At 60.9% G+C, this 25,865-nt stretch carries 24 protein-coding genes and 1 other RNA gene; 16 read left to right on the plus strand and 9 right to left on the minus strand.

The window, feature by feature from the left end; translation table 11 throughout:
* A partial coding sequence (locus MAMT_RS01910) for a magnesium chelatase domain-containing protein (RefSeq protein ID WP_281289087.1) occupies positions 1 to 232 on the minus strand: 232 nt, incomplete at its 3' end.
* A 70-nt stretch (positions 233 to 302) separates the two neighbouring features.
* Here MAMT_RS01910 and MAMT_RS01915 point away from each other — a divergent pair.
* The 4 genes from MAMT_RS01915 to MAMT_RS01930 all read left to right on the plus strand — a co-directional run bounded on the left by MAMT_RS01915 (position 303) and on the right by MAMT_RS01930 (position 3,802).
* A complete protein-coding gene (locus MAMT_RS01915; protein ID WP_178086850.1) occupies positions 303 to 683 on the plus strand; it encodes a LysM peptidoglycan-binding domain-containing protein in 381 nt (126 codons plus the stop codon).
* 246 nt (positions 684 to 929) lie between these two features.
* Complete coding sequence (locus MAMT_RS01920; protein WP_142659261.1) at positions 930 to 2,333, plus strand: selenium-binding protein SBP56-related protein; 1,404 nt, start codon at positions 930 to 932, stop codon at positions 2,331 to 2,333.
* Complete coding sequence (locus MAMT_RS01925; RefSeq protein WP_142659262.1) at positions 2,330 to 2,962, plus strand: hypothetical protein; 633 nt, start codon at positions 2,330 to 2,332, stop codon at positions 2,960 to 2,962. The genes MAMT_RS01920 and MAMT_RS01925 overlap by 4 nt, the downstream gene beginning before the upstream one ends.
* 213 nt (positions 2,963 to 3,175) lie before the next feature.
* Positions 3,176 to 3,802 carry an MIP/aquaporin family protein gene (locus tag MAMT_RS01930; protein ID WP_142659263.1) on the plus strand — a complete coding sequence of 209 codons (627 nt, stop codon included), beginning with the start codon at positions 3,176 to 3,178 and terminating at the stop codon, positions 3,800 to 3,802.
* Between the two features lie 6 nt (positions 3,803 to 3,808).
* On the opposite strand, the gene gltB is transcribed toward MAMT_RS01930, so the two are convergent.
* Positions 3,809 to 8,368 (minus strand): glutamate synthase large subunit, encoded by a 4,560-nt coding sequence (gene gltB, locus MAMT_RS01935; RefSeq protein WP_374729432.1) that lies wholly within the window; start codon positions 8,366 to 8,368, stop codon positions 3,809 to 3,811.
* Positions 8,369 to 8,599: 231 nt separating this feature from the next.
* Between gltB and trpA the strand changes: the two genes are divergently transcribed.
* From trpA to MAMT_RS01975, 7 genes are all read left to right on the plus strand, one after another.
* Complete coding sequence (gene trpA / locus MAMT_RS01940; RefSeq protein ID WP_142659264.1) at positions 8,600 to 9,478, plus strand: tryptophan synthase subunit alpha; 879 nt, start codon at positions 8,600 to 8,602, stop codon at positions 9,476 to 9,478.
* Positions 9,459 to 9,911 carry a Holliday junction resolvase RuvX gene (gene ruvX / locus MAMT_RS01945; RefSeq protein WP_142659265.1) on the plus strand — a complete coding sequence of 151 codons (453 nt, stop codon included), beginning with the start codon at positions 9,459 to 9,461 and terminating at the stop codon, positions 9,909 to 9,911. The genes trpA and ruvX overlap by 20 nt, the downstream gene beginning before the upstream one ends.
* A gap of 55 nt (positions 9,912 to 9,966) precedes the next feature.
* Positions 9,967 to 10,674: an acyloxyacyl hydrolase gene (locus MAMT_RS01950; RefSeq protein WP_246186470.1), complete on the plus strand. Its 708-nt coding sequence runs from the start codon at positions 9,967 to 9,969 to the stop codon at positions 10,672 to 10,674.
* A gap of 89 nt (positions 10,675 to 10,763) precedes the next feature.
* Positions 10,764 to 11,657: a tRNA pseudouridine(38-40) synthase TruA gene (gene truA, locus MAMT_RS01955; protein ID WP_142659266.1), complete on the plus strand. Its 894-nt coding sequence runs from the start codon at positions 10,764 to 10,766 to the stop codon at positions 11,655 to 11,657.
* Positions 11,648 to 12,166: a tRNA (cytidine(34)-2'-O)-methyltransferase gene (locus MAMT_RS01960; RefSeq protein WP_178086851.1), complete on the plus strand. Its 519-nt coding sequence runs from the start codon at positions 11,648 to 11,650 to the stop codon at positions 12,164 to 12,166. The genes truA and MAMT_RS01960 overlap by 10 nt, the downstream gene beginning before the upstream one ends.
* Complete coding sequence (gene hisF, locus MAMT_RS01965; RefSeq protein ID WP_142659268.1) at positions 12,156 to 12,929, plus strand: imidazole glycerol phosphate synthase subunit HisF; 774 nt, start codon at positions 12,156 to 12,158, stop codon at positions 12,927 to 12,929. The genes MAMT_RS01960 and hisF overlap by 11 nt, the downstream gene beginning before the upstream one ends.
* Before the next feature lie 188 nt (positions 12,930 to 13,117).
* Positions 13,118 to 14,425 carry an aspartyl protease family protein gene (locus tag MAMT_RS01975; protein WP_142659269.1) on the plus strand — a complete coding sequence of 436 codons (1,308 nt, stop codon included), beginning with the start codon at positions 13,118 to 13,120 and terminating at the stop codon, positions 14,423 to 14,425.
* Positions 14,426 to 14,460: 35 nt separating this feature from the next.
* Here MAMT_RS01975 and MAMT_RS01980 read toward each other — a convergent pair whose 3' ends face one another.
* The 4 genes from MAMT_RS01980 to lexA form a co-directional block, all read right to left on the minus strand.
* On the minus strand, positions 14,461 to 15,624 hold the full coding sequence (locus tag MAMT_RS01980; protein ID WP_178086852.1) for a glycosyltransferase family 87 protein: 1,164 nt from the start codon (positions 15,622 to 15,624) through the stop codon (positions 14,461 to 14,463).
* Positions 15,621 to 16,403 (minus strand): polysaccharide deacetylase family protein, encoded by a 783-nt coding sequence (locus MAMT_RS01985; protein WP_142659271.1) that lies wholly within the window; start codon positions 16,401 to 16,403, stop codon positions 15,621 to 15,623. Before MAMT_RS01985 ends, MAMT_RS01980 begins: the two co-directional genes overlap by 4 nt.
* Entirely contained in the window at positions 16,375 to 17,106 is a 732-nt protein-coding gene (locus MAMT_RS01990) for a glycosyltransferase (RefSeq protein ID WP_178086853.1), read from the minus strand. Before MAMT_RS01990 ends, MAMT_RS01985 begins: the two co-directional genes overlap by 29 nt.
* Positions 17,107 to 17,317: 211 nt before the next feature.
* Entirely contained in the window at positions 17,318 to 17,899 is a 582-nt protein-coding gene (gene lexA / locus MAMT_RS01995) for a transcriptional repressor LexA (protein WP_178086854.1), read from the minus strand.
* 198 nt (positions 17,900 to 18,097) lie between these two features.
* Here lexA and MAMT_RS02000 point away from each other — a divergent pair, with 198 nt between their 5' ends.
* The 5 genes from MAMT_RS02000 to ssrS all read left to right on the plus strand — a co-directional run bounded on the left by MAMT_RS02000 (position 18,098) and on the right by ssrS (position 22,211).
* The gene (locus MAMT_RS02000) at positions 18,098 to 18,517 is read left to right on the plus strand and encodes a thiol-disulfide oxidoreductase DCC family protein (RefSeq protein WP_246186471.1); all 420 of its coding nucleotides are present in this window, start codon (positions 18,098 to 18,100) and stop codon (positions 18,515 to 18,517) included.
* Positions 18,518 to 18,605: 88 nt separating this feature from the next.
* The gene (locus tag MAMT_RS02005) at positions 18,606 to 18,986 is read left to right on the plus strand and encodes a dUTPase (RefSeq protein ID WP_142659274.1); all 381 of its coding nucleotides are present in this window, start codon (positions 18,606 to 18,608) and stop codon (positions 18,984 to 18,986) included.
* Positions 18,979 to 19,632 carry a tRNA (guanine(46)-N(7))-methyltransferase TrmB gene (gene trmB / locus MAMT_RS02010; RefSeq protein ID WP_178086855.1) on the plus strand — a complete coding sequence of 218 codons (654 nt, stop codon included), beginning with the start codon at positions 18,979 to 18,981 and terminating at the stop codon, positions 19,630 to 19,632. Before MAMT_RS02005 ends, trmB begins: the two co-directional genes overlap by 8 nt.
* A complete protein-coding gene (pheT, locus tag MAMT_RS02015) occupies positions 19,629 to 21,929 on the plus strand; it encodes a phenylalanine--tRNA ligase subunit beta (RefSeq protein ID WP_142659276.1) in 2,301 nt (766 codons plus the stop codon). The genes trmB and pheT overlap by 4 nt, the downstream gene beginning before the upstream one ends.
* Positions 21,930 to 22,026: 97 nt before the next feature.
* Positions 22,027 to 22,211: non-coding RNA, 6S RNA (gene ssrS / locus MAMT_RS02020), on the plus strand.
* Positions 22,212 to 22,429: 218 nt separating this feature from the next.
* On the opposite strand, the gene ilvD is transcribed toward ssrS, so the two are convergent.
* The 3 genes from ilvD to MAMT_RS02035 are packed head-to-tail and all read right to left on the minus strand — an operon-like array spanning position 22,430 to position 25,805.
* Positions 22,430 to 24,178 carry a dihydroxy-acid dehydratase gene (gene ilvD / locus MAMT_RS02025; RefSeq protein WP_142659277.1) on the minus strand — a complete coding sequence of 583 codons (1,749 nt, stop codon included), beginning with the start codon at positions 24,176 to 24,178 and terminating at the stop codon, positions 22,430 to 22,432.
* Between the two features lie 35 nt (positions 24,179 to 24,213).
* The gene (locus tag MAMT_RS02030; RefSeq protein WP_142659278.1) at positions 24,214 to 25,002 is read right to left on the minus strand and encodes a TatD family hydrolase; all 789 of its coding nucleotides are present in this window, start codon (positions 25,000 to 25,002) and stop codon (positions 24,214 to 24,216) included.
* A gap of 2 nt (positions 25,003 to 25,004) precedes the next feature.
* Positions 25,005 to 25,805 (minus strand): MBL fold metallo-hydrolase, encoded by an 801-nt coding sequence (locus MAMT_RS02035; RefSeq protein WP_246186472.1) that lies wholly within the window; start codon positions 25,803 to 25,805, stop codon positions 25,005 to 25,007.
* Positions 25,806 to 25,865 lie beyond the last annotated feature (60 nt).

Here is a 25,865-nt window from a genome sequence, read left to right on the forward strand (position 1 = left end):
GGAGGGCCGCCGGGGCCAGGTTGATCGTGGTGCGGCCCGTCGGAGCACGAAAGCCCGCATTTTGAAGCGCCGTAGAGACGCGGTGGAGGCTTTCCCGCACCGCGGCGTCGGGCAGTCCGACGACCCGTGTCAAAAAAGCTCCCGGGGAATTGTCGACCTCGACTTCGACACGCAGGGCCTCCACTCCCCAAAGAGCGGCGGAAAAAATGCGGGCGAGCATGCGGGCGCGCATTCTGCCACTTTTTTGGCGAACCGGAAAGGTTCGGCCTTCTCTTGTCCCAAAAGCAACTTATGATAGCCTCATGCGTACAAAGCTTTTTCGTCTCTTTTCCTGCACGGGTTGGATCGCTCTGTTTTTCTGTGGAACGCCCCCTCCCGCCAATGCCGCGGAATCCTCTGCTTCGCCCCCATCCGCCGAAGCTCCGGCGGAGCCGCCTCCCCCGGGCTCAACCAAGTACACGGTGAAGCAGGGAGATTCCCTCTGGAAGATCAGCCGGAAGTTCAAAATTTCGGTTGAGGCGCTTCGCAAGGCCAACGGGTTGAAAAACGATCGGCTGCAGATCGGCCAGGAACTCATCGTTCCTCCTCCGGCAGCAAAGGGAAAGAAGGAGGAGGCTGACTTGCCCGGCGGCACTCCTCCGCCCCCCTCGACACCGAATCCGCCGGCCGGAAAGCAGCCATAGAAGATCGCAAGGCCGTCGGCGGGTCAACTCCTTCGGCGCAAGTAGCGAAAAGCGGTTTTGAGAGGCCGCTTGGCGTGCCGCCGAGATGGGGTTCCTGTTCAACAAGCGGCGAGCGGGTTTGAAAATCGGTCTGGGCCCTGCAGTGCCCGATTGGGGCGATCGAGTGAATCCGTTGCATCCGGAGTATCGAGATGAGTCTTGGGCTTGTGCGACAATGAGTGTAAAATATACATCAAGAGCGAAAGCATGAAATTTACTGCTCCCGATCCCACGTTCTATCCTTCTGCCCGCCTTGCGATGGAGGGTCCGCGCGAAAAGTTGGGTTATGTTGTCGCTCTTGCGGCGGATGGGGGTAGCGCCAGTGGGAATCCCGATGCACTCGCGGTGATCGATCTCAATCCCGATTCGCCCGAATACGGGAGGATCATCCACTGGCTTGCGGTTCCCGCGATCGGGGATGAATTGCACCATTTCGGCTGGAATGCCTGCAGTTCCGCTCTCTGCCCGTATGCTCCCCATCCTCACTTGGAGCGGCGTTACCTGGTCATTCCAGGGATCCGCTCGTCCCGGATCTACATTGTCGATACGAAGGCGAATCCGCGCCGGCCCGAAATCGTAAAGCAGATCGAGCCCGAGGAACTCGTTCGGAAAACGGGATACACTCGGCCCCACACGGTTCACTGCGGACCGGATGGCATTTATGTCAGCGCCTTGGGAAACGAAAAAGGAGAAGGTCCCGGCGGCATCTTTATCCTGGACCATTTCTCGTTCGAGCCGCTGGGACGCTGGGAAATGGATCGGGGACCGCAGGTTTTCGCCTACGACTTCTGGTGGCATATCAATCAGGACATCCTGATCAGCAGCGAATGGGGAGCTCCCTGGATGCTCGAAGACGGTCTCTTGCCCGAGCAACTCATGAAGGGCGCCTACGGACGCGCCCTCCACGTGTGGGATCTCCGGAAGCGCCGCCACCTCCAGACGCTCGACGTCGGGGAAAAGCAGCAGATGGTCTTGGAGGTCCGTCCCGCCCATGACCCGCGAAAGTCCTATGGCTTTACCGGCGTGGTGATCTCTCTGGAGGATCTATCGAGTTCCGTCTGGTTGTGGTACCGGGATGGTGACAATTGGGCGATCCGGAAAATAATCGAAATTCCGGCGGAGCCTGCGAAAGAAGAAGAGCTTCCTCCGCTCCTGAAAAGCTTCCGAGCCGTGCCGCCTGTCCTCACCGATATCGACCTTTCCCTGGACGATCGTTTTCTCTACCTATCGTGCTGGGGGACGGGTGAGCTCCTCCAGTATGATGTGACCGATCCTTTCCATCCGAAGCGGATCAGCAGCCTTCATCTAGGCGGGATTACGCGGAGGGAAGCCCACCCCCGGCTGCCGCAAAAGCCCCTCAATGGTGGCTGTCAAATGGTGGAAATTAGCCGGGACGGGAAGCGGGTGTATCTGACGAACTCCCTCTATCGCGCATGGGATGAGCAGTTCTATCCGGAAGGCATCCGGGGTTGGATGGCTCTGGCCCATGCCGGAGACGATGGACTTCATTGGGACGAAAGGTTTTTGGTGGAGTTTCCGCTGACCCATCGCGCGCATCAAATTCGTCTCCAAGGAGGAGACTGCTCGACAGACTCCTTCTGCTTCCCGTGACCCGATTCCTCCCCTGGGCCGTGGCGCTGGGGCTGGGTGCCTTTCACGGTCTGAATCCGGCCATGGGCTGGCTGTTTGCCGTGGCGCTCGGTTATCAGGAGGGCCGAAAGAGAGCGATCGTTCAAGCCGTGGGCGCCCTCGTCGTCGGCCACTGTCTTGCCGTGGGCGCCGCCGTCATGCTCTTTTGGGTGGCCGGTATTTGGCTTCCTTGGCATGGGATCGCCGTGGGTGCTGCTGTTCTCTTGGCAGGTTTTGGGTTCTATTGGCTTCTGCGGGCCCGGCATCCGCGCTGGGTTGGGATGCGCGTCGGTTTCCGGGATCTGGTCTTCTGGGCATTCCTCATGGCCACTGCTCATGGAGCTGGGCTCATGCTTTTGCCGGTGCTCGGCACTGCAGGCCTTTGTGGCCAAGGAGCCGGGTGGCTCCCCTTGGGAGAGGCTCTCGGAGTGGCGGTCGTTCACTCGGTCGGATACTGGGCGGTAGCTCTGGGAATCTCCCTTTTCGTTTTCGAGAAAATTGGTCTCTCTTTTCTGAGAAAGGCCTGGTGGAATTTGGACCTGCTTTGGGGGACCGCGTTGCTCCTTGCCGCCGGCACCTTGTTGCTCTTTCCGCAGCAGGCCGGACATTGAGGCTTTCGCCTTCCTCGGTGCGTAAGGCTTTGAGGCTCCGCGACGGCAATAAAATAACGCAGTGGAAATCTTCCTATTCCTTTTCCCGATCGGAAATAAGAGGAATAGCTTTGCCTCCGGCGCACGAAGAGACTAGAGACCTTTATCCGTAAGCGGGGTTCGGCATGAGCCGAGCGGACGTCGGCGGATCAAAGCCCGGAAAAGGAAAAAACCATGCGAAAGTATGTAGGCGAAATGATTGGAACCTTCTTCCTCATGCTCACCGTGGGCTGCTGCGTGATTGCTGCGGCGTCCGGGGTGATTGCGCCGCTGGCGATTGGATCGGCTCTCATGGTCATGGTCTACGCCGGTGGCCATCTTTCGGGCGGTCATTACAATCCCGCAGTGACGCTGGGGGTCTGGCTGCGTGGACGCTGCTCCCTGCAAGACGTCCTCCCCTATTTTATCGCCCAGGGAGTCGGGGCCATTCTCGGATCCATCGCGGCGCAGGCAATCAAGGGAAACGGTCCGATTGCTCGGATGGTCCTCTCCACCGGCCCAGCCTTCGCTGCGGAAGTCCTCTTCACATTTGCCCTGGTCTACGTGGTCTTGAACACGGCAACGGCCAAGCCAACCGCCGGGAATTCCTTCTACGGGCTTGCGATCGGCATCACGGTGATGGTGGGCGCTTTCGCCGTCGGCTCGGTCTCCGGCGCGGTCTTTAATCCCGCGGTTGCGGTCGGGCTCGGCTGGATTGGGCTGATCGCATGGCCGAGCGTTGCGCTCTATTGGATCGCGGAGTTTCTTGGCGGAGCCTCTGCCGCGTGGATCTTCCTCAGCCTCAACCCGGAGGATCGCTGATCGCGATCAACCGCGCGGCTCGGCCGCGCTGGCGGGGACCTGCTTTCGTTCCGGCTTCGGAGCCTCCGCAGGTCCAGGCGAAGGCGGCAGCGGCACAACCTTCCAAAAGAGCGGCTGAAACCGTTCCCACTCCTGGAGAATTCGTCCGGCAGGCGAGCTCCCGGTTCGCTCCAGGTGGCGATAGAGAAGCTCTTGGAGTTGTTTCTGATCTTCTGGTTGCGAGACCCGCTCCAAGTGCACCATCTCCGCGTTGTAGCGTTCCTCGAAGCATCCTTCCTCGTCGAAAACGTACGCCAGCCCGCCCGACATGCCGGCTCCGAAATTCTTTCCCGTCGGACCCAAAACGACCACGACCCCGCCGGTCATATACTCGCAGCCATGATCTCCAATGCCTTCGACGACCGCAACCGACCCGCTGTTGCGAACGGCGAAGCGTTCGCCGGCTTTCCCTCGCACGAAGAGGGAACCACCGGTAGCGCCGTAAAGAACGGTGTTGCCGCAGATGACGCTCTCCTCCGGCCGGTAGTGGCATCCGGTAGGCGGAGCGAGGATGATCTCTCCCCCGGACATTCCCTTTCCGACGTAATCGTTCGCCTCTCCCTCCAAGAAGATGCTGATTCCGTTGACGAGGAAGGCTCCCAGGCTTTGACCGGCGGTTCCGGTGAGCCGAAGCCGGATCGTCCCCTCGGGGAGACCCTCGTCACCGAAATGATAGGCGATTTCTCCGGAGAGCCCGGCTCCGATGGAGCGATGCACGTTCCGGACTCGGTGCCTCAACTCGATTGGTTCCTTGGAATGGATGGCGGTCTTCGCTTCCTGGAGCAGGATGTCGTCCAGGGGGCGATCGCCCTGCGGGTCGTTTCTCTCCCACGTGTGATAGCGGGGTTCGGTTTCTCCCACACCGGGAAAGGAGAGGAGAGATTGGAGGTGGATCAAATTGGCCTTGTCATGGTTGGGAATCTCTTTGGGCTCCAGGAGCTCGGCTCGTCCAATGATCTCGTTGAAGGTCCGGACGCCGAGGCTGGCGAGGATTTCCCTTACTTCCTGGCTCACCGCGTCGAAATAGGCGATCAAGCCCGCAGCGGTGCCCCGGAATTTGCCCCGCAGCCGTTCGTCTTGCGTCGCGATTCCTGTGGGACAGGTATTCAGGTGACACTGCCGAACGTAAACGCAGCCCAGCGCGATCAGGGCCATAGTTCCGAAGTTGAACTCTTCCGCGCCCAGGAGGCCGCCAACGACGATATCGCGACCGGTGCGCATCCCGCCGTCGGTGCGGAGAGTTACCCGGCTTCGCAAGCCATTGGCGAGCAGCACCTGCTGGGTGTCCGCCAGTCCGATTTCCCATGGACTACCCGCATATTTGATCGACGAGAGCGGAGACGCCCCTGTGCCCCCGTCATGGCCGCTGATCAGAATCACATCGGCGTGGGCTTTAGCGACCCCCGCCGCGATCGCTCCCACTCCAGCCTCCGAAACCAGCTTCACGCAGATTCGTGCGCGCGGATTGACCTGCTTTAGGTCGTAGATGAGCTGCGCGAGGTCTTCAATGCTGTAAATGTCATGATGGGGAGGGGGCGAAATGAGCCTGATCCCGGGAGTACTCCTCCGCAAACGAGCGATCAAGGCCGTGACCTTGTGTCCTGGGAGCTGCCCTCCTTCTCCCGGCTTTGATCCCTGCGCCATCTTGATTTCGATTTCCGAAGCGCTCGCCAGGTATTCGGCCGTCACTCCGAAGCGGCCGGATGCCACTTGCTTAATGGCGCTGCTCAAAGAGTCTCCGTTGGGCAGGCGGACGAACCGGGTCCGATCTTCCCCTCCTTCTCCGGTGTTCGACTTTCCCCCGATCCGGTTTAAGGCCAACGCCAAGGTCTCATGGGCTTCCGGAGAAAGGGCTCCCAGGGACATTCCTGCCGTCGTGAAGCGGCGCCGGATCTCTTCGACGGGCTCGACTTCCGAAAGCGGAATCGCTTCCTCCTTGCGAAAGCAGAGACAATCGCGGAGCGCAAGGGGCTGATTCGTCGAGATCGCTTCCCCGATCTTCCGGTAATCCTCATTCCGGCCGGCCTTCTCCTGCCCCTTGAGGCCGACGAAGGTGTGAATGCTTTGGATGAGAGGGGGTGTGATCGCGTGCCGCTCCCCTTCCCGCCGAAATCGGTAGTGACCGCGATCGGCGAGTTTCGTATCCGGGGCGAAGGCGGCGGCATGTCGGCTGAGCGTCTCTTGGGCCAACTCAGGATATCCGACGCCTCCCAGATGGGAGACGACGCCTTCGAAACATTCTTGAATCACCTGCGGACCAAGGCCCATCGCCTCGAAGACCTGGGCACCGTGGTAACTCCACAGGGTGGAAATGCCCATTTTCGAGATGATCTTCAGAAGCCCCTTTTCGATGGCCTTCTGATAGTTTTGTTCGACGACCGCCGGATCAGCGGTCTTGAGTTCGTTGCGGCAGGCGAGATCGGCATAGAGCGAAAGGGCGAGATAGGGATTGACGGCTGCCGCGCCGAACCCGATCAGGCAGGCGAACTGGTGGACGTCGCGACAGTCCCCGGTTTCGCAGAGGATCGTGGCGTGCATCCGGCTCCCGGCGCGAATGAGGTGGTGATGGACCGCCCCAACGGCAAGGAGCATCGGAATGGCCGCTTCCGTCGGTGAAACGCCCTTGTCGCTCAGCACCAGAATCGAGGCTCCGCTCTCCACAGCGGCCTCGGCCTCTTGACGAATCTCGGACAGCCGCCGCAGGAAGCCCTCTTGGGATTCTCCGGTCGGGAAGAGACACGAGATCGTCTGGCTCCGCAGACTTGGCTCGTGTCGGTTGCGGATCTCGGAGAGTCGGGCATCCGTCAGAAAAGGGGTGGCGAGCCGGATGGCGTCTCCTTCGGGGAGCTGGTGCACCAGCAAATTGGGCCGGCGGCCCACCCACATTTCCAGAGACATGACCAAGCGTTCCCGCAATGGATCGATGGGAGGATTGGTGACCTGGGCAAAAAGCTGCCGGAAATACCAGTAGAGGATTCTCGGCTCACGGGAGAGAATAGCAGGCGGAGCATCGTCGCCCATCGATCCGATCGATTCTTCTCCTCTTTCCGCCATTGGCTTGAGGATCTGCTTGATCTCCTCGTCGTCGTAACCAAAGGCCAGCAGTTGCGCGGCCAGGCCGGAGGGAGGAGGCGGCGTTGAGGCGACAGTCCCTGAGGTGAGGCGGTGGCAGTGGCGGGTCAACCATTGGGAATAGGCGAGCTTTCCGGTGAAGCGCTTCTTGATTTCCGGACTGCGAATGAGGCGCCGGGAAACGGCGTCCACCGCGAAGATCTCTCCTGGTCCCAATCGTCCTTTTTCAACGACCGTCTTCTCATCCAGGCTTCCGATGCCGACCTCCGACCCGAGAACAACGGTCCCATCCTCCGTGATTTTATACCGGATCGGTCGCAGCCCATTGCGATCCAAACAGGCGCCGACGGTTCTCCCGTCAGAGAAGATCAGCGCGGCTGGTCCGTCCCAGGGCTCGCTCAGGAGCTCGTGGTACTCATAGAATGCGCGCTCATCGGGCGAGAGCCGAGGTTCCGCTTGCCACGCGGCCGGTACCAGCATGAGCATGGCGTGGAGTAGGTCGTAACCGGAGTGCAAAAGAAGTTCGACCGCATTGTCGAGATTGGCCGAATCGCTCGCCGCGGGAAGAAGCACCGGCGACAGGTGGCTGGCCTCCTTCCCCCATTGGGACTCCGCGAAATCCCTTTGCCGCGCCCGCATCCAGAGCCGGTTTCCTAAAATGGTATTAATCTCTCCGTTGTGGCCGAGCACACGAAAGGGTTGAGCGAGCGGCCAGGCAGGGAAGGTGTTGGTGCTATAGCGCTGGTGGTAGACCGCCAGTGCCGTCTCGAAGGAGGGATCCTGCAAATCGCGATAAAATTTCGAGAGCTGAGGGGAGACGAAGAGCCCTTTGTAGACGATCGTGCGGCTTGAGAAAGAGGGGAGATGAAACTCCGTCACCCCATCCTGGGCGATTCGCTGTTCGATCTTTTTGCGGCAGAGATAGAGCGTTCGCTCGTATTCAAGGGAGGAAAGTGAGCGATCTTCCGGCTTGCCGACCAGGACTTGCTCCAGTTCCGGACAGGTGCGCGCGGCCTTGTCGCCGAGTGCATCCATGCGCACCGGTACCTTCCTCCAGCCGAAGACAAAGAGCCCGTGTTCGGCAAGGGATTCCTGAATGATTTTTCGACAATGCGCTTGCTCGTAGGCATCTCCCGATGGGAGAAAGCAGAAGCCGACCGCCAAGTCATCGTCCCGGTAAAGCTTTGCGCCCCACTTCTCGATATCCTTGCGGAAGAGTCGCGCCGGAATTTGAGTCATGACCCCGGCTCCGTCTCCGGTCTTCATGTCGGCGTCGACCGCGCCTCGATGGGAAAGGGCGCAGACACAGGAAAGCGCGGTTTCCAGGATCTTATGCGAAGGCGCTCCCGTTAGAGTGGAGACAAAGCCCACGCCGCAACTGGCCCGCTCCCTGCTGGAGTGCCACAGGGATGTTGGGACCGGATGGTTCGGTTTCGAGTGGTTCCCCACGTACATTCGGGTAAACGTACGGAAATCTTGCTCTCGAGGCAAGGCTTCCGCTCGTAAATGATCGAAGGAAACTCCTGCGGAGGTTTCGGCGTTCCCACGGAAGGGAAAATGCTGGAGCAGCGGATCCAGAAGAAGTAGCTTGCGAAGCGTCATTCACTCTTTCTTTTCTGGATGGGAGCGGAATGGTAGATTCTGGCATTTTTAGAAGCTCATGGTGCAAGCAGCAGGAAACCGCGTGTGAGCAGTCGGATCGCGGAGAAGTTTAGCTCCCTCTCCCTTGCGGGAAGGCGGGCGTTTGTCCCTTACATCACGGCGGGGGATCCCACTCTTTCCGCCACGCGCGATCTAGTTTTCGCTCTGGAACGCGCCGGGGCGGATCTGATCGAGCTGGGGGTTCCCTTTTCGGATCCTCTCGCCGACGGGGAAGTGAATCAGGCGGCGGCCTTTCGAGCCCTTCAGGCGGGCGCTTCGGTGGAGGGCGTCCTGGAGACCATCGCGGAGATCCGAAAGATTTCGGAGATTCCGCTCGTTCTGTTCAGCTACCTCAATCCTCTGCTTCAGTTCGGCCTCGCGCGGTTCGCTACGGAAGCGAGCCGAGCCGGCGTTGACGGAGTGCTGCTGGTCGATCTGCCGCTCGAGGAGCGGCTTCCCGGGTTGCAAGTTTTGGAGAGCTTGCTCGCGCGGATTCACCTGGTGGCTCCAACGACCGAGATCCCGCGACGGCAAGCCATCGGGAAAGCGGCGGAAGGGTTTCTCTACTGCGTAGCCCGTCTCGGCACGACGGGCGTTCGCGAACAAGCGCCCGCCGAAGCCGAGGGTCTCGTTCGCTCCATGAGAACGTTTTGTACCGTGCCGGCCTGCGTTGGCTTCGGAATCTCCACTCCTGAGCAGGCCGTGTCCGTGGCGGCATACGCCGATGGGGTGGTCGTCGGCAGCGCCCTTGTCGAGCGGATCGGTGCCTGGGGATCGGAACCGGACCTGTGCGAGAGGATCGAGCGGTTCGCACGACCCCTGGCCGAGGGTGTCCATCGTGCGTCGGGAAAGGGGGGTGCACGTGGAGCCCACCCCCGTGAGCTCAAAGGAGAAAGAGGGACAGTTGGGAATTCTTGCGCTTGATCATGGAAGCAAGCGAATCGGCGTCGCCGTCAACGACCCGACGTGCACCCTGGCTTTGCCGTTGGGATATCTCCCAGCGGAGCCGTTCGCGGAATTTGTCCGGCAGCTCAAGGAGTTCATTCGCCGCTACGAGGTGAGCCTTCTCTTGGTTGGACTCCCTCGGAACATGGACGGATCCTATGGACCGGCGGCTGAGCGCGTCCGGGAGTTCACTCAGAAGTGCAAGCAGTTGGTGCCGATTCCCGTGGAACTGCGGGACGAGCGGCTCACCACGAAGTTGGCCGCACGCTACCTCCGGGAAGCGGGGCGGAAGGAGAAAGAGAGTCGGCAGAAGATCGATGGAGTCGCCGCCGCCATCCTTCTGCAGTCATATCTCGATGAGTTGTCGTTTCGGGCAGACATGAGCGGGCAATGCAACCCTGGAGGATCGTAAAAAAAAGAAAAAGGCTGGCGGGTAGGGCATTGCGGCTGTTAAGCAGAATAGACAGATGAGGAGGACGTTAGTTGCGACCCTGGCTCTGGGCCTTCTGGTGGGTTCGTGGAGTGCCCGTGCCGCCGTCTCCTACCCGGCGCCGGCCGCGCCCGCAAGCCTCGAGACCAAGGGCGGCGGGGCCAAGGAGGGGGTTGCCCTGGACACCGAAAGCATTCCCGAGTTGGCTCTCTATCGGGAGGGCACGAACGAAATTCAGGTCATGTCCGGCGCGCTCTTTTCCCTGGGAAGTGGAAACGGCAGGTATACGTTCGACGAGGCTCCGACCATCCTGAGCTGGGGCTGGATGCTGACGACCCCGAAGGGAAACGGGTTCTTCCGGGGCAACGTGGAGGTGCTCGTCGATCTCTACGCAAGCGCCATCTTCGCGGGTCCCATGAGCGGCAACGTCGTGTTGGGTCCCAACGTCTTCGTCCGGTACAACTTCGTCCAGCCCAACTGGCGCATCGTTCCGTACGTCGAGGGCGGGGTTGGATTTGTCTACACGGATGCCTACACGGTGCCCAACCAGTCGGTGGTGGGTCAAGCGATCGAGTTCACCCCACAGGCCGGCGCCGGATTTCGCTACATGCTTTCGAAGCACTGGTCGGTCAATGCCGAAGCTCTCTTTCATCACATGTCCAACGCCGATATGGCCATGCGCAATATCGGCGTGAACGAAGTGGGCGGGCTGGTCGGATTTTCGTACTTGCTCGGATCGGATTAGGAGCATCGAGCGTTGGGGCTTAGTTTTCTCGAAACGTTTCCACTGGCACGCATCGAAATAACCAGCGATTAAGTGGGAACGGTCAGGAAATGTCTGTTCGGAAGGCCGTGGAAACGATCGCAAGGGGGAGTTGCTCTAGAAGTCGCCTTGCCAAACCTCCGTTCGCCGGGCACAGGATCGAGCTCTCCTACGTAGGCACGGAGTTTTCCGGCTGGCAGCGCCAAAGGGGAAAGCCGTCGGTCCAAGAAGCTCTCGAGTCTGCCGTCGAGCGGATCTGGGGTGAGCCGATTCCGGTGGTCGGGGCGAGCCGAACGGATGCCGGCGTGCATGCCGTGCGACAGGCGGCCTCCTTCGCCGCCCCGCAGAAGCTGGCGGCCGAAGAGTTGGTGAGAGCCCTCAATTACTATTTGCCGGCTTCGATTCGCATTTGCCGCGTAAAGCTCGTGGATCCGCGCTTTCATGCGCGGTTTGGTGCGCAAGCCAAGACCTACGAATACCGGGTGTGGAATCACCCCGTGCTGGACCCCTTTCTTGCCGACCGTGTCTGGCACGTTCCCAGCCCCTTGGCGGAAGGGTCCATGCGGGAGGCGGGAGGATTCTTGGTCGGGACGAGGGATTTTTCGGCCTTTGCGACCAATCCTGGGCGTGCTTATTCTACGACGGTCCGCACCATTTCCGATCTGACGATTTCTCGGCAAGGGCCTTCGGTGCGCATTCGGGTGACAGGCGATGGCTTCCTTTATCACATGGTCCGGAATATTGTGGGAGCGCTGGTCCGCGTGGGCAAGGGGCGGCTCTCCCTCGCGGACTTTCAGGAGATCCTGGAAAGCCGGGAGCGAAAGCGCGCACCCGCCTCAGCACCTCCGTGGGGGCTCTATCTTCTCCGGGTTTATTACGCCTCTAAGCAAAAGAAGCATGGCAAAGGATCCTCGGGGAAGGACGGGACCTCCCTCCTGACAATCCCAAGAGCAAGATGCGAGTGAGTGGCAGGGCTCTTTTAGAGGTTGGGCTGATCGCGCCCCAGATCCCGCCCAATACGGGAAACATTGCCCGTCTCTGCGCGGCAACCCGGTCGACTCTCCATCTGATCGGGCCGGTTCCCTTCTCGCTGAACGATCGGGTGGTGCGGCGGGCCGGGCTCGACTATTGGCCGGAGGTCGCCCTCCGGCAGTGGGAAGGCTGGGAGGAGTTTCGAGCGGCGTCGGCGGACCGAAGGCTTCTCTTTTTTGAGACGGGCCCCTATCGCGAGTATACGCAGGCGCTTTATCGAGGTGGCGACATCCTTCTTTTCGGCCAGGAGAGCCGGGGACTGCCGCAAAGGCTCCTGGCGGAATATGAAAGGACTGTTTTCACGATCCCGATCTACAACCCGAAGGTGCGCAGCCTGAACCTTGCGAACGCCGTGTCGATCGTGCTCTACGAGGCGCTTCGCCAGATCGAAACGCGAGAACGGGAGCAAGAGGGAGGGAAGGAGGGTGCCGGTGCTTGCTAAGCGCATCATCCCCTGCCTGGATGTGCATGCGGGGCGCGTGACTCGCGGAGAGCAGTTCGGGAGGGCGGAAGACGGAGGCCTGCGCGACGTGGGAGATCCTGTAGGCTTGGCGGCTCGTTATGATGAGGAAGGAGCGGATGAGCTCGTCTTTTACGACATCACGGCGAGTGTCGAGGGACGGAAGACGCTTCTCGACGTCTTACGCGCGGTTTCGGATCGCTGCTTCCTTCCTCTGACCGCGGGCGGCGGGGTCCGAACAGCGGAGGATATTCGGGGAATGCTGCTTGCCGGCGCGGACAAGGTCAGCGTGAATACCGCAGCTCTGGCGGATCCCGACTTGATTCGCGCGGGAGCGGAACGCTTCGGCTCTCAATGCATCGTCCTTTCGATCGACGTCCGGCAAACAGGTCCCGAATCTTGGCGCGTCTTCAGCCACGGCGGCAGGCGTCCGACGGAGTGGGAAGTCTTGGACTGGGCTCGGAAAGGGGTCGAGCTGGGAGCCGGGGAAGTCGTTTGCAACAGCATCGACTGCGATGGGATGAAAGGCGGATACGATGGATCGCTGATTCGTCTTCTGGCCGATGCGCTTCCCGTGCCTGTCGTGGCGAGCGGAGGTGCGGGAAAAATTCAGGATTTCGGCGAGGTCTTTCTGTCGGGTCATGCCGATGCGGCTCTCGCCGCCGGAATCCTTCATTCGGGGGAGGTTGTGATTCCCGAGATCAAAGCCTACCTGCGGACCCAGGGTATTCCTGTCCGCCTTTGACCGCCATTTCTCCCAAGCTTTCTCCTGCGGCTTGCAGAATGGGCTTGTCTGCTTTGTTGGGCTTGGTTTTCCATCCTTGCAGGATGTCCTCATACAGCTCCGGTGGAAAACCGGCGCCGCGCCTCGCATCCAGGCCCATTTGCGGCGCCTCGGTTACGAAATTTGTGAGAAATGGCGGTTGACGTCGTATGGGTTGGCTTAACGGGCGGGAAGTGGCTCTGCGCCTGATCGGCCTGATTTTCCTGCTCGCCTCTGCCGGCGGGACCGCCGCCTCTCGGACCGCAATCGCCGGGGAGCCGCTCGACGAAGCACGCCTGTGCCTGGCGGAAGGAAACCTCGAGGAGGCCGCGCGGCTGGCCCGGAAAGCGGCCGCGCTCCGTCCGTCCGACGGAGCCGCGTGGAGGCTGCTCGGCGCAATGGAGCTCCAGCAGGGTCAGATGGTGCGAGCCGAGAGGGCGCTGGAGCGCGCGTTGCGCGCGGACGACCCGGACCCGGAAGCAGCGGCTCTCATGGCGATACTCTGGAGGCGGGAGGGAAGGTTCGTCGACGCGGCCGATCTTTTGCGCAAGTTGGGCGGCGCAGCGGAAGCGGAGCAGTTGGCCGGTTTCCGAGGTGCATCGCCCTTTCTGCAAACCGGACCCGACGAAGTCCGGCTTGACTGGGTGGGGTCGGAGCGGCGACCCGTCGTGCGCGTTCTGGTGGCGCGGAGGCAGTCGGCCAACTTCCTGGTCGACACGGGGGCGTCCTGCGTCGTTCTGGATCGGCGTTTGGCCGAGGAGATTCGTCTTCCTCCGGTGGGATCCGCCCAACTTCTTGGAGCTGGAGCGAGAAAGACGCATGGAAAGCTGGGACGACTCGATTCGCTGCAGTTGGGCGCTACGGAAGTCCGCAACATCCCGGTCGCCATCATCGATCTTCATCGGTCGGAGCAGAGGAGCGAACCGTTCGATGGAATTCTTGGGTCGGAATTTCTGCGGCGGTTCGTCGTAACGCTGGATTATCCGAAGCGGCGGCTTTTGCTCCGGAAAGCGGGGACGCATGGGATCGCCGAGGAGTCCTCGGCTCTCGCCGATCGTCGAATCGCCGACGTTCCACTGCGTCTGACTCCGGGTGGGCTCGTGGTGGTCCCGGTGGAGGTCGCGTCGCGGGAAAAGCTTCTGGTCTTTCTCGATACCGGTGCGGCGGAGACGGCGCTGGCGTTGAGCCGCCGGGCGGCGATTCGGCTGGGGCTCACCGCACTCGGTGGCGGGGATCCCTATTCGGGCGTCGGCGGTCGTTATCTCGCTCCACCCATCCTTCTTCCCGAGGTGCGATTCGCAGGCTTTTCCGCGCATCATGTCCTCGGGGCCATTGTGCCGTTTCCCTCCCGCATCGAGCGGGGAGAAGGGTTGCCTTTGGGGGGCTTTCTAGGGAGTGGGTTTTGTCGTCCCTTCCGCGTGATGATCGATTTCCCCCGCATGCGCCTCCGCCTGACCCTTCCGCAGAAGGAGACTTAACCTCCGTCCGAAGCTGCCCGGCGAGGGAACAGCAGTCAGCCGCTCTCCCTGCCCGAAGCGGAGCGTGCGGTTCCCGGATCAACGGCAGGAAGCGGGTAAATACAGCGGAAGGCGAGATATCCGAGGTAGATCAGCACGAGGAGCGGTTGGAACCAGAGATTGGTCCAGCCATGGATGGGTCCGTAGCTCGACGAACCAAAACCAAGGGTAACTGCCATGAGCGCCGCAGCGCTTCCGCGTCTGCCGATCGAGAGTTCCCAGAGAGCAAAGAGGGCCGTCGACGGGGCGAGAAGAATGTAGGAGTTCGCCTCCGTTCGCGGATTGAAAAGCATCAGGTAGGCGGCGGCGAGACCCACCAAGGTGAGAGCAGCATGGGCGCGATCGCGGCGAAGCGCGATCTCCGCGAGCAGCAGGGTCAATAGCGCGGCGAGCGCGCGGCAAGCGAAGAGCCAGGCGGGAGCGAGGGAAATCCGTAACGCATCCAAAAGCCCCGAGAGATCCGAAAAGCTCGGCTCCTGCGGTTGGCCGGAAAGAAGAAACTTCTGCCAGAAGAGCTGATACTGGTCGCGAGCAAATGCGGCCGGAGCAAAAAGCCAGGGCATGGCCAGAAGGAGGATGGTGCCGGAAAGCAACGACCAGCGGAGTCGTGGGTAGAGAACGCCCGCCAACAAGTAGGGGACAATCGCGATGGGCTTGTAGACCAGGCCCAGGAGAAGCCAAAGGGTTGCTCGGTTCCATCGCATGTTCGAGGCTTCGAGGAACCCATGGATCATTGCTCCCGCCAGCGGAAGGTTGGTTTGGCCGTTGCGGGCGGAGGCGAGGGAGGCGGGGATCGTCAGGAGGCTCAAGAGAACGAAGGATCGGGAGGGCCGGGGCAGGAAGCAGGCTAGGCGCGCCAGCGCGCTGGCCACGAGGGCGAGATTCACCGCCCGCCAGAGAATCTCCCTCGGCACGGGAGGCAGCAGAGCGAAGGGCGCATAGAGGATCGCCGATTGTGGCAGATAGAGAAATCCGTGCACGCTTTGGAGGTCGTACAGGTTGCGATGCTGCCACCAGGCTTGGCTCGCCCTGGCATAGGTCGGTGTCACCGCGTGCTCGGGAGCGTGAGCAACGACCAGGGAGAGGAGGAGGAGATAACCCAGCCAGAGGATCACTCCCGTAGGGGAGAGAGGGCTTTCCGCCTGAGCCTCCCGCTTCATCGCGCTAAAAATGCCTCGGAGAAGTCGGCAAGAGTAGTAAAGCGTGCTCGTGCGCCGAGCCAGTCGAGAAAGGAAGCGAGTTCTTCCAGCAACTCTTGCCCACATGGGGAAGAGATCCACCGAGGCAGATTGTAATCCTTGAGATCGGCAAACTCCCAAGGATGGAAGACGAGATGGAGATACCCCCCCTCAGCAAGGGTCCAGGCGGCCACCGCTCGAAACAGAGGGGGCGGGGTGTTCTTGAAAGCCAGCCAGAAGCAAGGAAAGCGAACCAAGGGAGAGACAGAGACCGGGATCCGAAGCAGATCACCCTTCCGGTATGCTTTGCGTGGAGAAAAGAGGCGGCAATAGCGTCCCGGCAAGAAGGTCGGGTTCTCGGAAGAGTTATAGGTATAACCCGCGTTCCGGAGGAGCTGGTCCGCTATGGGCCGAAAGCGGGGATTTCGGTATCCGAAAACGCGCTTGCCCGTGATCTCCTCCAGCACCTTCTTCGAACGGTCGGGATCGGATGCCGAAAAGCCCGTATGCGCATAGCCGTGGGAGGCGATCTCATGGATTTGCCCCAGATTTCGGACTGCTTCCGGGGCATTCAACGCCAATACGGCTGTGGAGAAGAACGTGGAGATAATCTTTCGGTCGGCCAAAAGGGCGGTCAGCCTCTGGAGACCCGCGAGCGTGACTTCGATCTGCTCGGGTTTGGGAATCGCCCGTCGGAATTCGTTGGGGATATCAAACTCCTCGAGATCGAAACTAAGGAGTGCGAGTGCGTCCCTCGTCATAAAGCCCCAGCCAATCTCGTGCGCGAATCCGGCACAGGTCGGCCAGCATCGCTGCGGAGTCTCGCAGGAGCTTCACCTTTCCTGTCTTGTAAGAGTGTTCGTTCGTCGGCTGAACGGGTATTTCTCGTATGCGGCACCCTAGCTTCTTTGCCAAAAAAAGGAGTTCGACGTCAAAGGAGAAGCCGGTCGAATGGAGGAGAGGAAAGAGCCGTTCCGCCGATTCCCGTCGGAGTCCTTTCAAACCGGCTTGCGTATCTGCATGGGTCAGCCCCAAAAGAAATCGGACGAGACGATTGTAGCCGATGCCGAGAAACCGGCGGCGGAGGTTGGGAGCTCCTTGGGAGGCTCGGCAGGGACTGCGGGAGCCGATCACGACATCACATTCCTTGAGCTCCGCCGCAATCCGGTCCAGGTAGTCGAGGGGATAGGCCAGATCGCCATCGGTGAAACAGACGAATGTTCCGCGTGATCGTTGGAATCCGAAGAGAATGGCATGTCCTTTTCCACGATTGGGAGCGTAGTGGAAAAGGGAAACATTGGGCATACGCTTCTTCGTGAGGATTTCGGACAGAATGGTTGCGGTATCGTCGACGGAACCATCGTCGACCAGAAGAAACTCGTAGTCGGGATGGCTTTCGGCAAAGCTCGTGACCCGGGTGGCGACCTCCGCGGCAATTCCCGCCTCATTAAAAACAGGCAGCACGATGCTTAAGGAAGGATGCACAGTAAGCGAAAAGGCTTGAGTTCCACGCTGGTCGGCCAATCCCCATCCCGTCGGCGGACGGTGGTCTGTGCCGCCTACCCGAGGCTCGCGGATTAGATTAATATGAAACGGACGATGCAGGCCCTCTGGCAAGCCGCAACTACAGAAAGAAGCTTCCCCGAAATCGCAGCGCGGCTTTGGACACCGCGGGTCATATTACCTTTCGCACGACCGCAACCAGCACTCCCTGAATCGTCAGATCGCGCACGGGCCGCAGATCCGCGAAGGCCGGATTCTCCGATCGAAGAACGAACCCATCTGCAGGGTCGAGAACCAGCCTTTTGAGCGTGCATTCTCCATCAATCAGCGCGGCAACGATCTGCCCCTCCTGAAAAGGCCGCTTTTCGATCAGCGCAAGATCACCGTCGAGAATCCCCGCCCCGACCATGCTCGATCCGCGCACCCGAACGGCAAAGCAGGCAGACCGATCGGCGATGCCCAGGGATTCTGGAGTCAGTCGCACGCTGCCGGCATCCGGCTCCTGCATCAGGATCGGGGGACCGGCAGGAATGGCGGGGAAAAACGGGATGGGGAATCCTTCCTCGACCTGTTTTTGCAGAAGGATCCCTCGCGAATTCTTCTGACGGGAAATCGATCCCATTGCCTCGAGACGTTCGAGTTGATAGGAGACGGCTCGAGGGCTCCGGAAACCGCAGCCGTGTTGAATTTCTCGAACGGTCGGCGGCCGGCGGTGGCGTTGTAGATAGGATTCGATGAAGTGGAGGATGCGCATGCGCGATCCTCGCTTATCCACGAGCATAAGACATCAGTGAGAGCATGAGGAAAACTTGTCAAATGTTTTCCCGAAGGGAGAGCTGCTTCGCACAGGGCGACGCGTGGCTTGCAAGGGATGCCGGATCGGATGTTTCCTCTTTGCGCGGGCTCGGGAGTGCCTCAGATTGCTTGGGGACCAACGTTGTGAGGCAGGCAGGTGAGAGGCAGAGAGATGGGAGTCATCTACTTCGATGGGGTCTGCGGCCTTTGCAACCGCTTTGTCGAGTTTGTGTTGCGTCACGATCTCGAGCATGTTTTCCGTTTCGCGCCCCTCCAGGGAAAAGGATTCCGCCGTTATGCGGAGGGGAAGGAAGAGCTTTCGCGCTCCGACTCCTTGGTGGTCGTCTGGGAGACGGGGGAAAGCGGAGAGGAAATGTTTGTACGCGGGCAAGCCGTTCTCGAGGTCTTGCGGCGGTTGCCGGGGTATCGGTGCCTGGCGATTTTGCTCGGGCTTCTCCCCTTGCGCTGGCTGAACCGGCTCTATGATCTGTTGGCGGCCAATCGGTATCGTCTTTTCGGGAAGAGCATGAGCTGTCGAAAGCCGTCCGGGGAAGAGCAGCGATATTTTCTCGATTGAAACGGCGGCGGAGTGTTTCTTTGCTCTTCGGTTACCGCGCTTCCGCTTTAGGAAGGGGAGCAAGCAGGAAGAGAAGAATGGGGGAAAGGTGAACAACTCGGACAAGCTCGAGGCGATTTTTGCTCTACAGGAAAGCCTGAATCGCCAACTGGGAATCGAAACGGCCTCGCTCGATGACGAGGGAAAGGAACGCTGGCTGCTCAACTATGCGCGAGCCATGAGTCAAGAAATTGCCGAGTTGACGGACAGCGTGCCTTGGAAATGGTGGGCGCGTTATCAGAAGCGCGATTTTCAGAATGCCCGCGTGGAGCTCGTCGATCTCTTCCATTTCTTGGTCTCCGCGGTTCAAGTGCTCGGCATGAGTGCCGACGATCTCTTCCTGGCCTATCAAAAGAAGCATCAAGTCAACCGGGAGAGGATTGCCGATGGCTATCGCCAGAAGGACCCGGACGACTGCCGGCATGTGTGAGCCAGCGGAGATGTCGCCGCCCGAGCTCCGGAAGCGTGAGGTGGGCGAGAGCAATCCCCTCGTTGGTCTGGAATGTTGGCCGAGGATGTTTTTACGTCCGGCTCCGATCGTCTGCGATCTGGGAGCCGGCAACGGCCGCTTTGCGGCGACCTACGCGGAACTCCATCCGGAATGGAATGTCTTGGCAGTGGAACGCAGGCTCCCAAGGGTCCGGAAAATCCGGCGCGCCCAGGAGCTTCGTCGGCTTTCCAATCTCAGAGTTCTCTGGTTGGGATGGGATGATCTGCTGCTCTTTTGGTCGCAACCGGAGTCCTGTAGGGAGATCCATGTGCTCTTTCCGGACCCGTGGCCGAAGCGACGTCATCAGATTCGTCGGACGCTGAGCATGAGGGTCCTGACCGCCATCTTTCGGGTGCTGGAGCCGGGCGGCTTTTTCCGTCTTCTGACGGATGATTCCGGCTATTACGCGACCGTCGAGCAAGCGGCTGCTGCTCTGCCTGGGTTCGGACGGTCAGAAGACCCCGGGGCATTCCCCGAGAGTCAGTTCGAGACAATCTTTCGGAGCAGAGGCTGTCCTCTCCACGGTGCCATTTGGAGGAAATCGGAGGGGAACGGAACAGAGAGGAAGAAGCGAGGTGCGGCATGAGAATTTCCTGGGAATGGTTGAATCAATATTGCGAATGCACGGTGCCCGTGGAGGAGGCTGTCGATCGCCTGACGATGAGTGGCCTGGAGGTCACGCACTGGAGGAGACGAGGAGCGGAAGATCCGAGAATCGTGGTTGCCGAGGTGATCGATTGGCGGCCTCATCCCGGCGCCGATCGGCTCCGGCTCGTTCGAGTCCGGATTCCGGAGCAGGAACTGGATCTGGTCTGCGGCGCCACGAATTTCGACCGGGGGGATCGAGTCGCTCTTGCCCTCGTGGGAGCCGTGCTCCCGGGAGGATTGGAAATCGCTCGGAGACGGATTCGGGGGGAGGAGTCCGAGGGGATGCTCTGCTCGGCAGAGGAGTTGGGGCTGGAGGAGAGGAGAGCAGAAGGAATCCTTCTTCTACCGGCCGACGCCGAGCTCGGGGTACCCGTTGGGTCGATTCTCCCGACGGACGTGGAGTGGATCGTCGAGGTCACACCCAATCGACCGGATCTTCTCTCCTACCGGGGATTGGCGCGGGAACTGGCCGCTTTGGGTTGCGGCCGGCTGATCCCCTTTCCCCATCCAGATCTCTCCTCCGTTACGGCTCCTTTTCCCGGAACGGTTGTACTGGCTGCTCCCGACGGGGCGCCTTGGTATGCCGCAAGCCTGATCGAGGGAATCGAGATAAAGCCGAGCCCGCCGTGGCTTCAAGAGCGGCTGCGCAGTTCGGGCATGCGACCCGTGAATGTAGTCGTCGATGTCACCAACTTCGTGCTCTTGGAACTGGGAGAGCCTCTCCACGCGTTTGATGCGGATGCTTTCGCGGAGAATGAGGTCACGGTCAGGCGCGCCAGGGAGGGAGAGCGTCTGGTCACCCTGGGCGACGAGGAGATTGCTCTGGAGCCGGCAGACCTGGTGATTGCCAGCAGGCAGGGACCGGAGGCCTTAGCGGGAGTGATTGGGGGCAGACGTTCGGCCGTGAGCGAGAAGACCAGCCGCGTCCTCTTGGAGTGCGCTTGGTTTCGGCCGAACGGGATTCGAGCAACAAGCCGGCGGCATTCGCTTTCGACCGAAGCCTCCTATCGATTTGAGAGAAGGGTGGATCCCGGCATCGTCTGGCTTGCGAGGGACAGGGCGATGGAACTGCTCCTTCAGTGGGCGGGCGGCCGACTCGTCGGGACATCCCCCTTTGGCGCACTCCCGTTGGAAGCGACGCCGATCTGGCTCCAAGCGAGAACCGTGGAGCGGCTTTGCGGTGAGCTGCCGCCACCCGGGGAGGTGGAGGGGATTCTGGGCCGGCTGGGGCTCCAGCTCGTTGAGAAGAAGGAGAATGGCTGGCTCTGGAACATCCCGAGTCATCGGGCTGATCTGGAAGGAGAAGCCGACTTGGTGGAAGAGGTCATTCGGATGCGCGGACTGGCCGAGGTGCCTCCTCGGGTTTCCGTCGGATGGTCGGAGAAGAGTCGAGACGACCGCCGCTGGGACCGACGGGAAGCGGTGCGAAGCGCGCTTAGCGCGCGGGGATGGCAGGAGTGCATTAGCCTACCCTTCACCGCTCTCGATCCTGGGGAAGTCGGAATCGAGCTGTCGAATCCGGCGAGCGCCGATTTGCGTTTCCTACGCGCCGAGCTCGGAACGGGCCTGATCGAGATCGCCCGCACCAATTGGGCGAAAGGGAATCGGAGCCTGCGGCTCTTCGAATCGGGCCGAGTGGTTCATCGGCGCCGGGGACAGGTGGTGGAGCGGGAGCGGCTGGCGGTTCTCGCCGCCGGAGGCGCGGAGGAACCTCATTGGCTGACCGGAGAGCGCTCGCTCGACTTTTACGACCTGAAGGGGCTCGCCGACTTCCTGGAGAAGTCTTTTGCCTTTCCGAAAGAGGCTCGCCTGCGGCTGGAAAGCATTCCTCGCGAGGAGGCAGCCAAGCGAGGAATCGACACGGAGGTCTTTCTCTTGGAGTACGATTTGGAGCCGTGGCTTGCGCAGGAAGAAACGAAGGTGGCCTTTCGCCCGCTGCCGGTCTACCCGCCTGTTCGGCGGGATATTGCCGTCGTCGTCGACGAGACGGTGACCCACTCGGAAATCTGCCGCGTTGTCGAAGCGAGCCGGCTGCCATGCTTGGAGGGATTGCAGTTGTTCGACTTGTTTCGGGATCCCACGGGAGCGCGCTTGCCGGTCGGGAAGAAGTCGCTGGCCTACGCCTTGACTTTCCGGTCCCGCGACCGCACCCTCACGGATAAAGAGGTCAATGGATGGCTTGGCGACGTCCGGGCCGCCCTGCAATCTCAAGGCTGGTCGTTGCGGGAAGCGTAGGTGCGGGGACCGGTGAGTTCTTTGACGGAAAACGGGGAATGAGCACGGCCGGCCGGGTTTTATGAAACTTTTTGTTTATCCAGAGAACGGATGACCAATTTCCCTATGCTGCTCGTGCTTGGGATGCATGCCTTTCCTCCGATAAGTTCGATTACGGGAGCCGGAATTGCTCGCGCGGCCAACGCCAGGCCTTCACTGGAAGACGGAAGCACGCGGCAAGGTTCCCACTTATTTGCAAAGTGGTCGAAAGGCCCCATTCCCACACGGCAGCACGGGGACCTTATCTAGCCTGCATAGCTCACAAGCGATCTCCTGCGGCTTGGTTTTCCCTCCGTGCAGTATGTCGTCAACCAGCTCCGGGGGAAAACCTGCGGCCCGCGCCTCGGATACGAACTTTGTGAGACATGCAGGCTTTCCTGGTTCTTATTCGTGGCGGTTCCTACGGCTGGTAAAAAACTACGACCCGCAGCTAGGGGAAGACATCTACGAGAGGTGTGCCGTTATCGGCGCTCCCGGCTCAAGCGTTCTCCGTCGGTCACCGCCCCCAGGTGGGCGGAGCCGACCTGAGCGCGGTATTTGGCGAGGACCCCTCTCTGGTACCGGCTCGCCGGCGGGTTCCAAGCTGACAGCCGGCGAGCGATCTCTTCGTCAGAGAGTTCGAGCCGGATCTCTTCGGCTTCGGCGTCGATCGTGATTCGATCCCCGTTCTGAACGATGGCCAGCGGGCCTCCGGCTGCTGCTTCCGGGGCGATGTGGCCGACGACAAAGCCATGGCTTCCCCCGGAGAAGCGGCCGTCGGTGATCAGGGCGACATCCTTTCCGAGTCCTCGGCCCATGACGGCCGAGGTCGGGGAGAGCATCTCCCTCATTCCGGGACCTCCTTGGGGACCCTCGTAGCGGATGACGATGACGTCTCCCTTGACGACCGTCCCGTTCAGGATGCTGGACAAGGCCGCTTCCTCCGATTCGAAGACACGGGCGCTTCCGGTGAAACGGAGGCCTTCCTTTCCGGTCAGCTTGGCCACCGCACCCAGCGGCGCCAGATTCCCGCGGAGGATCACGATATGGCCCATCGGCTTGATCGGTCTCTCGAAGGGAAGGATGATTTCTTGGTCGGCGGGATAGTCGGCACTCCCCTCGACATTTTCCGCAAGGGTTCTCCCGCTTACCGTCAGGCAGTCTCCGTGAAGGAGACCCTTTCCCAGAAGCCTCCGCAAGAGGGGAGGCAGTCCTCCGATCTCCGCCCAGTCGGCGACGGTAAAACGGCCGCTCGGCTTGAGATCGGCGAGAACGGGCACCCGTTTGCCGATCTGCCGGAAATCGTCCAAGCTCAGCTCGACTTCGATCGCATGAGCGATGGCCAGCAGATGGAGAACGGCATTGGTCGATCCGCCCAGGGCCATCACGACGGTGATCGCGTTTTCGAAGGCCTTCCGCGTGAGAATGTCGCGGGGCCGAATGCCGCGATCAATCAGTTGTGCGGCGGCCTTTCCCGCGGCACGGCAGCCGATCTGCTTCTCCTTGGAAATGGCAAGCTCGGTCGAGCTTCCCGGGAGGCTCATTCCGAGCGCCTCGATGGCGCAGGCCATCGTGTTGGCCGTGTACATCCCCCCGCAAGCGCCCGGCCCGGGAATCGCGTGGCTTTCGATATCGGCCATCTCCTCGACGGAGAGATCACCTTTCGCTTGAGAGCCGACCGCCTCGAAAACGGAGACGATGTCGATCTTCTTGCCGTGATGGCAGCCGGGAAGAATGCTCCCTCCGTAGACGAAGACTCCGGGCCGGTTGAGCCTCGCCAGAGCGATCAGGCAGCCGGGCATATTTTTATCACAGCCGCCGATTGCCACGAGCCCATCCATTCCCTCCGCTGCCGCGACAGTTTCGACCGAATCGGCGATCACTTCCCGGGAAACCAGGGAGTATTTCATCCCTTCGGTTCCCATCGAGATCCCGTCCGAGACCGTGATCGTGTTGAAGATGAGGGCCTTGGCACCCGCTTCGTTGACGCCCGCAGCCGCTTCCCGAGCCAACCCGTCGATGTGCATGTTGCACGGGGTCACCTGGCTCCAGGTCGAGGCGATGCCGATCAGATCCTTCTGGGCGAACTCCTGCTTTTGGAATCCCAGCGGGTAGAGCATCGAACGGTTCGGGGCACGCATCGCTCCGTCGAAGATTTGGCGGGAGTAGGCTCGGTGGCATCCGGAGGATGGTCTTTGGGAGGGGTCTGGGTTCTCGTTCTTCTTGTCCATGGCTCTCCTTTTCTGGAACGCGGCGGGACTGGCTGTCAATCGGCGAATCGGAAAAACGCGCGAGCGTTGCGCGAGCTCGCGTCGTCGATCGCGGACAAAGGCAACCCGCGCAGGCGGGCCATCTCTTCGGCCACAAGACGGACGTGCCAGGGCTCGCACCGCTTGCCTCGATGGGGAACCGGGGCCAAAAAGGGGCAGTCGGTCTCCAGGAAGAATTTATCCAAGGGAGCAGCCTGGGCGCTCGCGTGCGCCAGAGGGGCGTTGGGGAAGGTGATGAGGCCGGTGAAGGAGACGAAGTGACCGCGCCGGGTCAGTTCCTGGAGGCGTTCCGGTCCTTCCCCAAAGCAGTGGAAGACGCAGCGCACGGCATTGTCGACTTCGTCGAGCATCGCGAGGGTATCTTCCCAGGCAGATCGCTGATGGATGACCACCGGGAGACTCTGCTCTCTGGCGAAAGCGAGCTGCGCGCGGAAGGTACTGCGTTGACAATCCTTCTCCGCCTCCGCCGCTTCCGGATCCGAGGGGAGGCGGTGATAATCGAGCCCGATTTCACCGACGGCGGCCACCTTCTTGTGCGCGGCGATCTCCCCGAGTTCCGAGAGGAAACCGGGTGGTGCGGCATGGGCGCTATTCGGATGGATGCCCACGGTGCAGGCTAAGCTCGCATGCTTCTGCGCCAGAGCAAGAGCGGCTCGACTGGAGCCAAGGTCGGTTGCCACGACAACGATGCGATCGATGCCCTCTTTTTGCGCTCGGGCGATGACTGCCTCCCGATCCTTGGAAAATTCCGGGAAATACAAGTGAGCATGGGTGTCCGTCAACATGGCTAATCCAAAGCGATTTTCAGACCGTCGAAAGCCACGGCGATCCCGGCCGGAAGATCGGCTTCGCGGTCTCGATGGCTTTTATGGTGGGTTAGATGGGTCAGGTAAGTCTGTCGGGCGTCGGCTCGCCGAGCGACCTTGACTGCTTGTTGGGTGGTCAAGTGCGTAGGATGGGGCTCGTCGCGCAGGCCGTCGATAATCAGGACTTCGACCGACCGGATGGCCGAGAGAATCTCTTCCGGCACGGCCTGGCAATCACTCAGATAGGCGAGAAGCTTCCGCCCATCCCGTTCGAGAAGATAGCCGAAGGTGGTGACTTGACCATGGGGGACGGGTAAGGGAGTCACGGTCAGCTTGCCGAGGGGAAAGGCATTTTCCACGGGGTAAGGTAAGAGGCGAACGTAGGCTGCTGCTTGCGCCTTGGCATCGAACGCGTAGGGGAACATGCGGGCGAGAATCTCGAGCGTCATGGCGGGACCATAAATGGGGAGACGTTCTTGGCGAAGCTCGCAGAAGCGGCGCAAATCGTCGAGACCGAGAATGTGATCGGCGTGATGATGAGTATATAGGACAGCGCCAACGTCGGTGATGCCCTCTCGCAGGCATTGAGACCGCAAATCGGTCGCCGTATCGATGAGGAAGGGAAACACTCCATCGTCGACGTAGAGCGAAGCCCTGGTCCGGCGATCCCGAGGGTCCGGCGAGAGACAGACCGGGCACCGGCAGCCGATCATCGGCACTCCCTGCGAGGTTCCTGACCCGAGCACCAGCCCGCGCAGGAGAGGAGCATTTGTCCGACTCATCGGGGCCTTTTTTTAGCAGGAAAACGAGCGATCGCCGAGGAATTCCTCGCTTCTCCCCTG

Source organism: Methylacidimicrobium tartarophylax (assembly GCF_902143375.2).
GTDB classification, from domain to species: domain Bacteria; phylum Verrucomicrobiota; class Verrucomicrobiia; order Methylacidiphilales; family Methylacidiphilaceae; genus Methylacidimicrobium; species Methylacidimicrobium tartarophylax.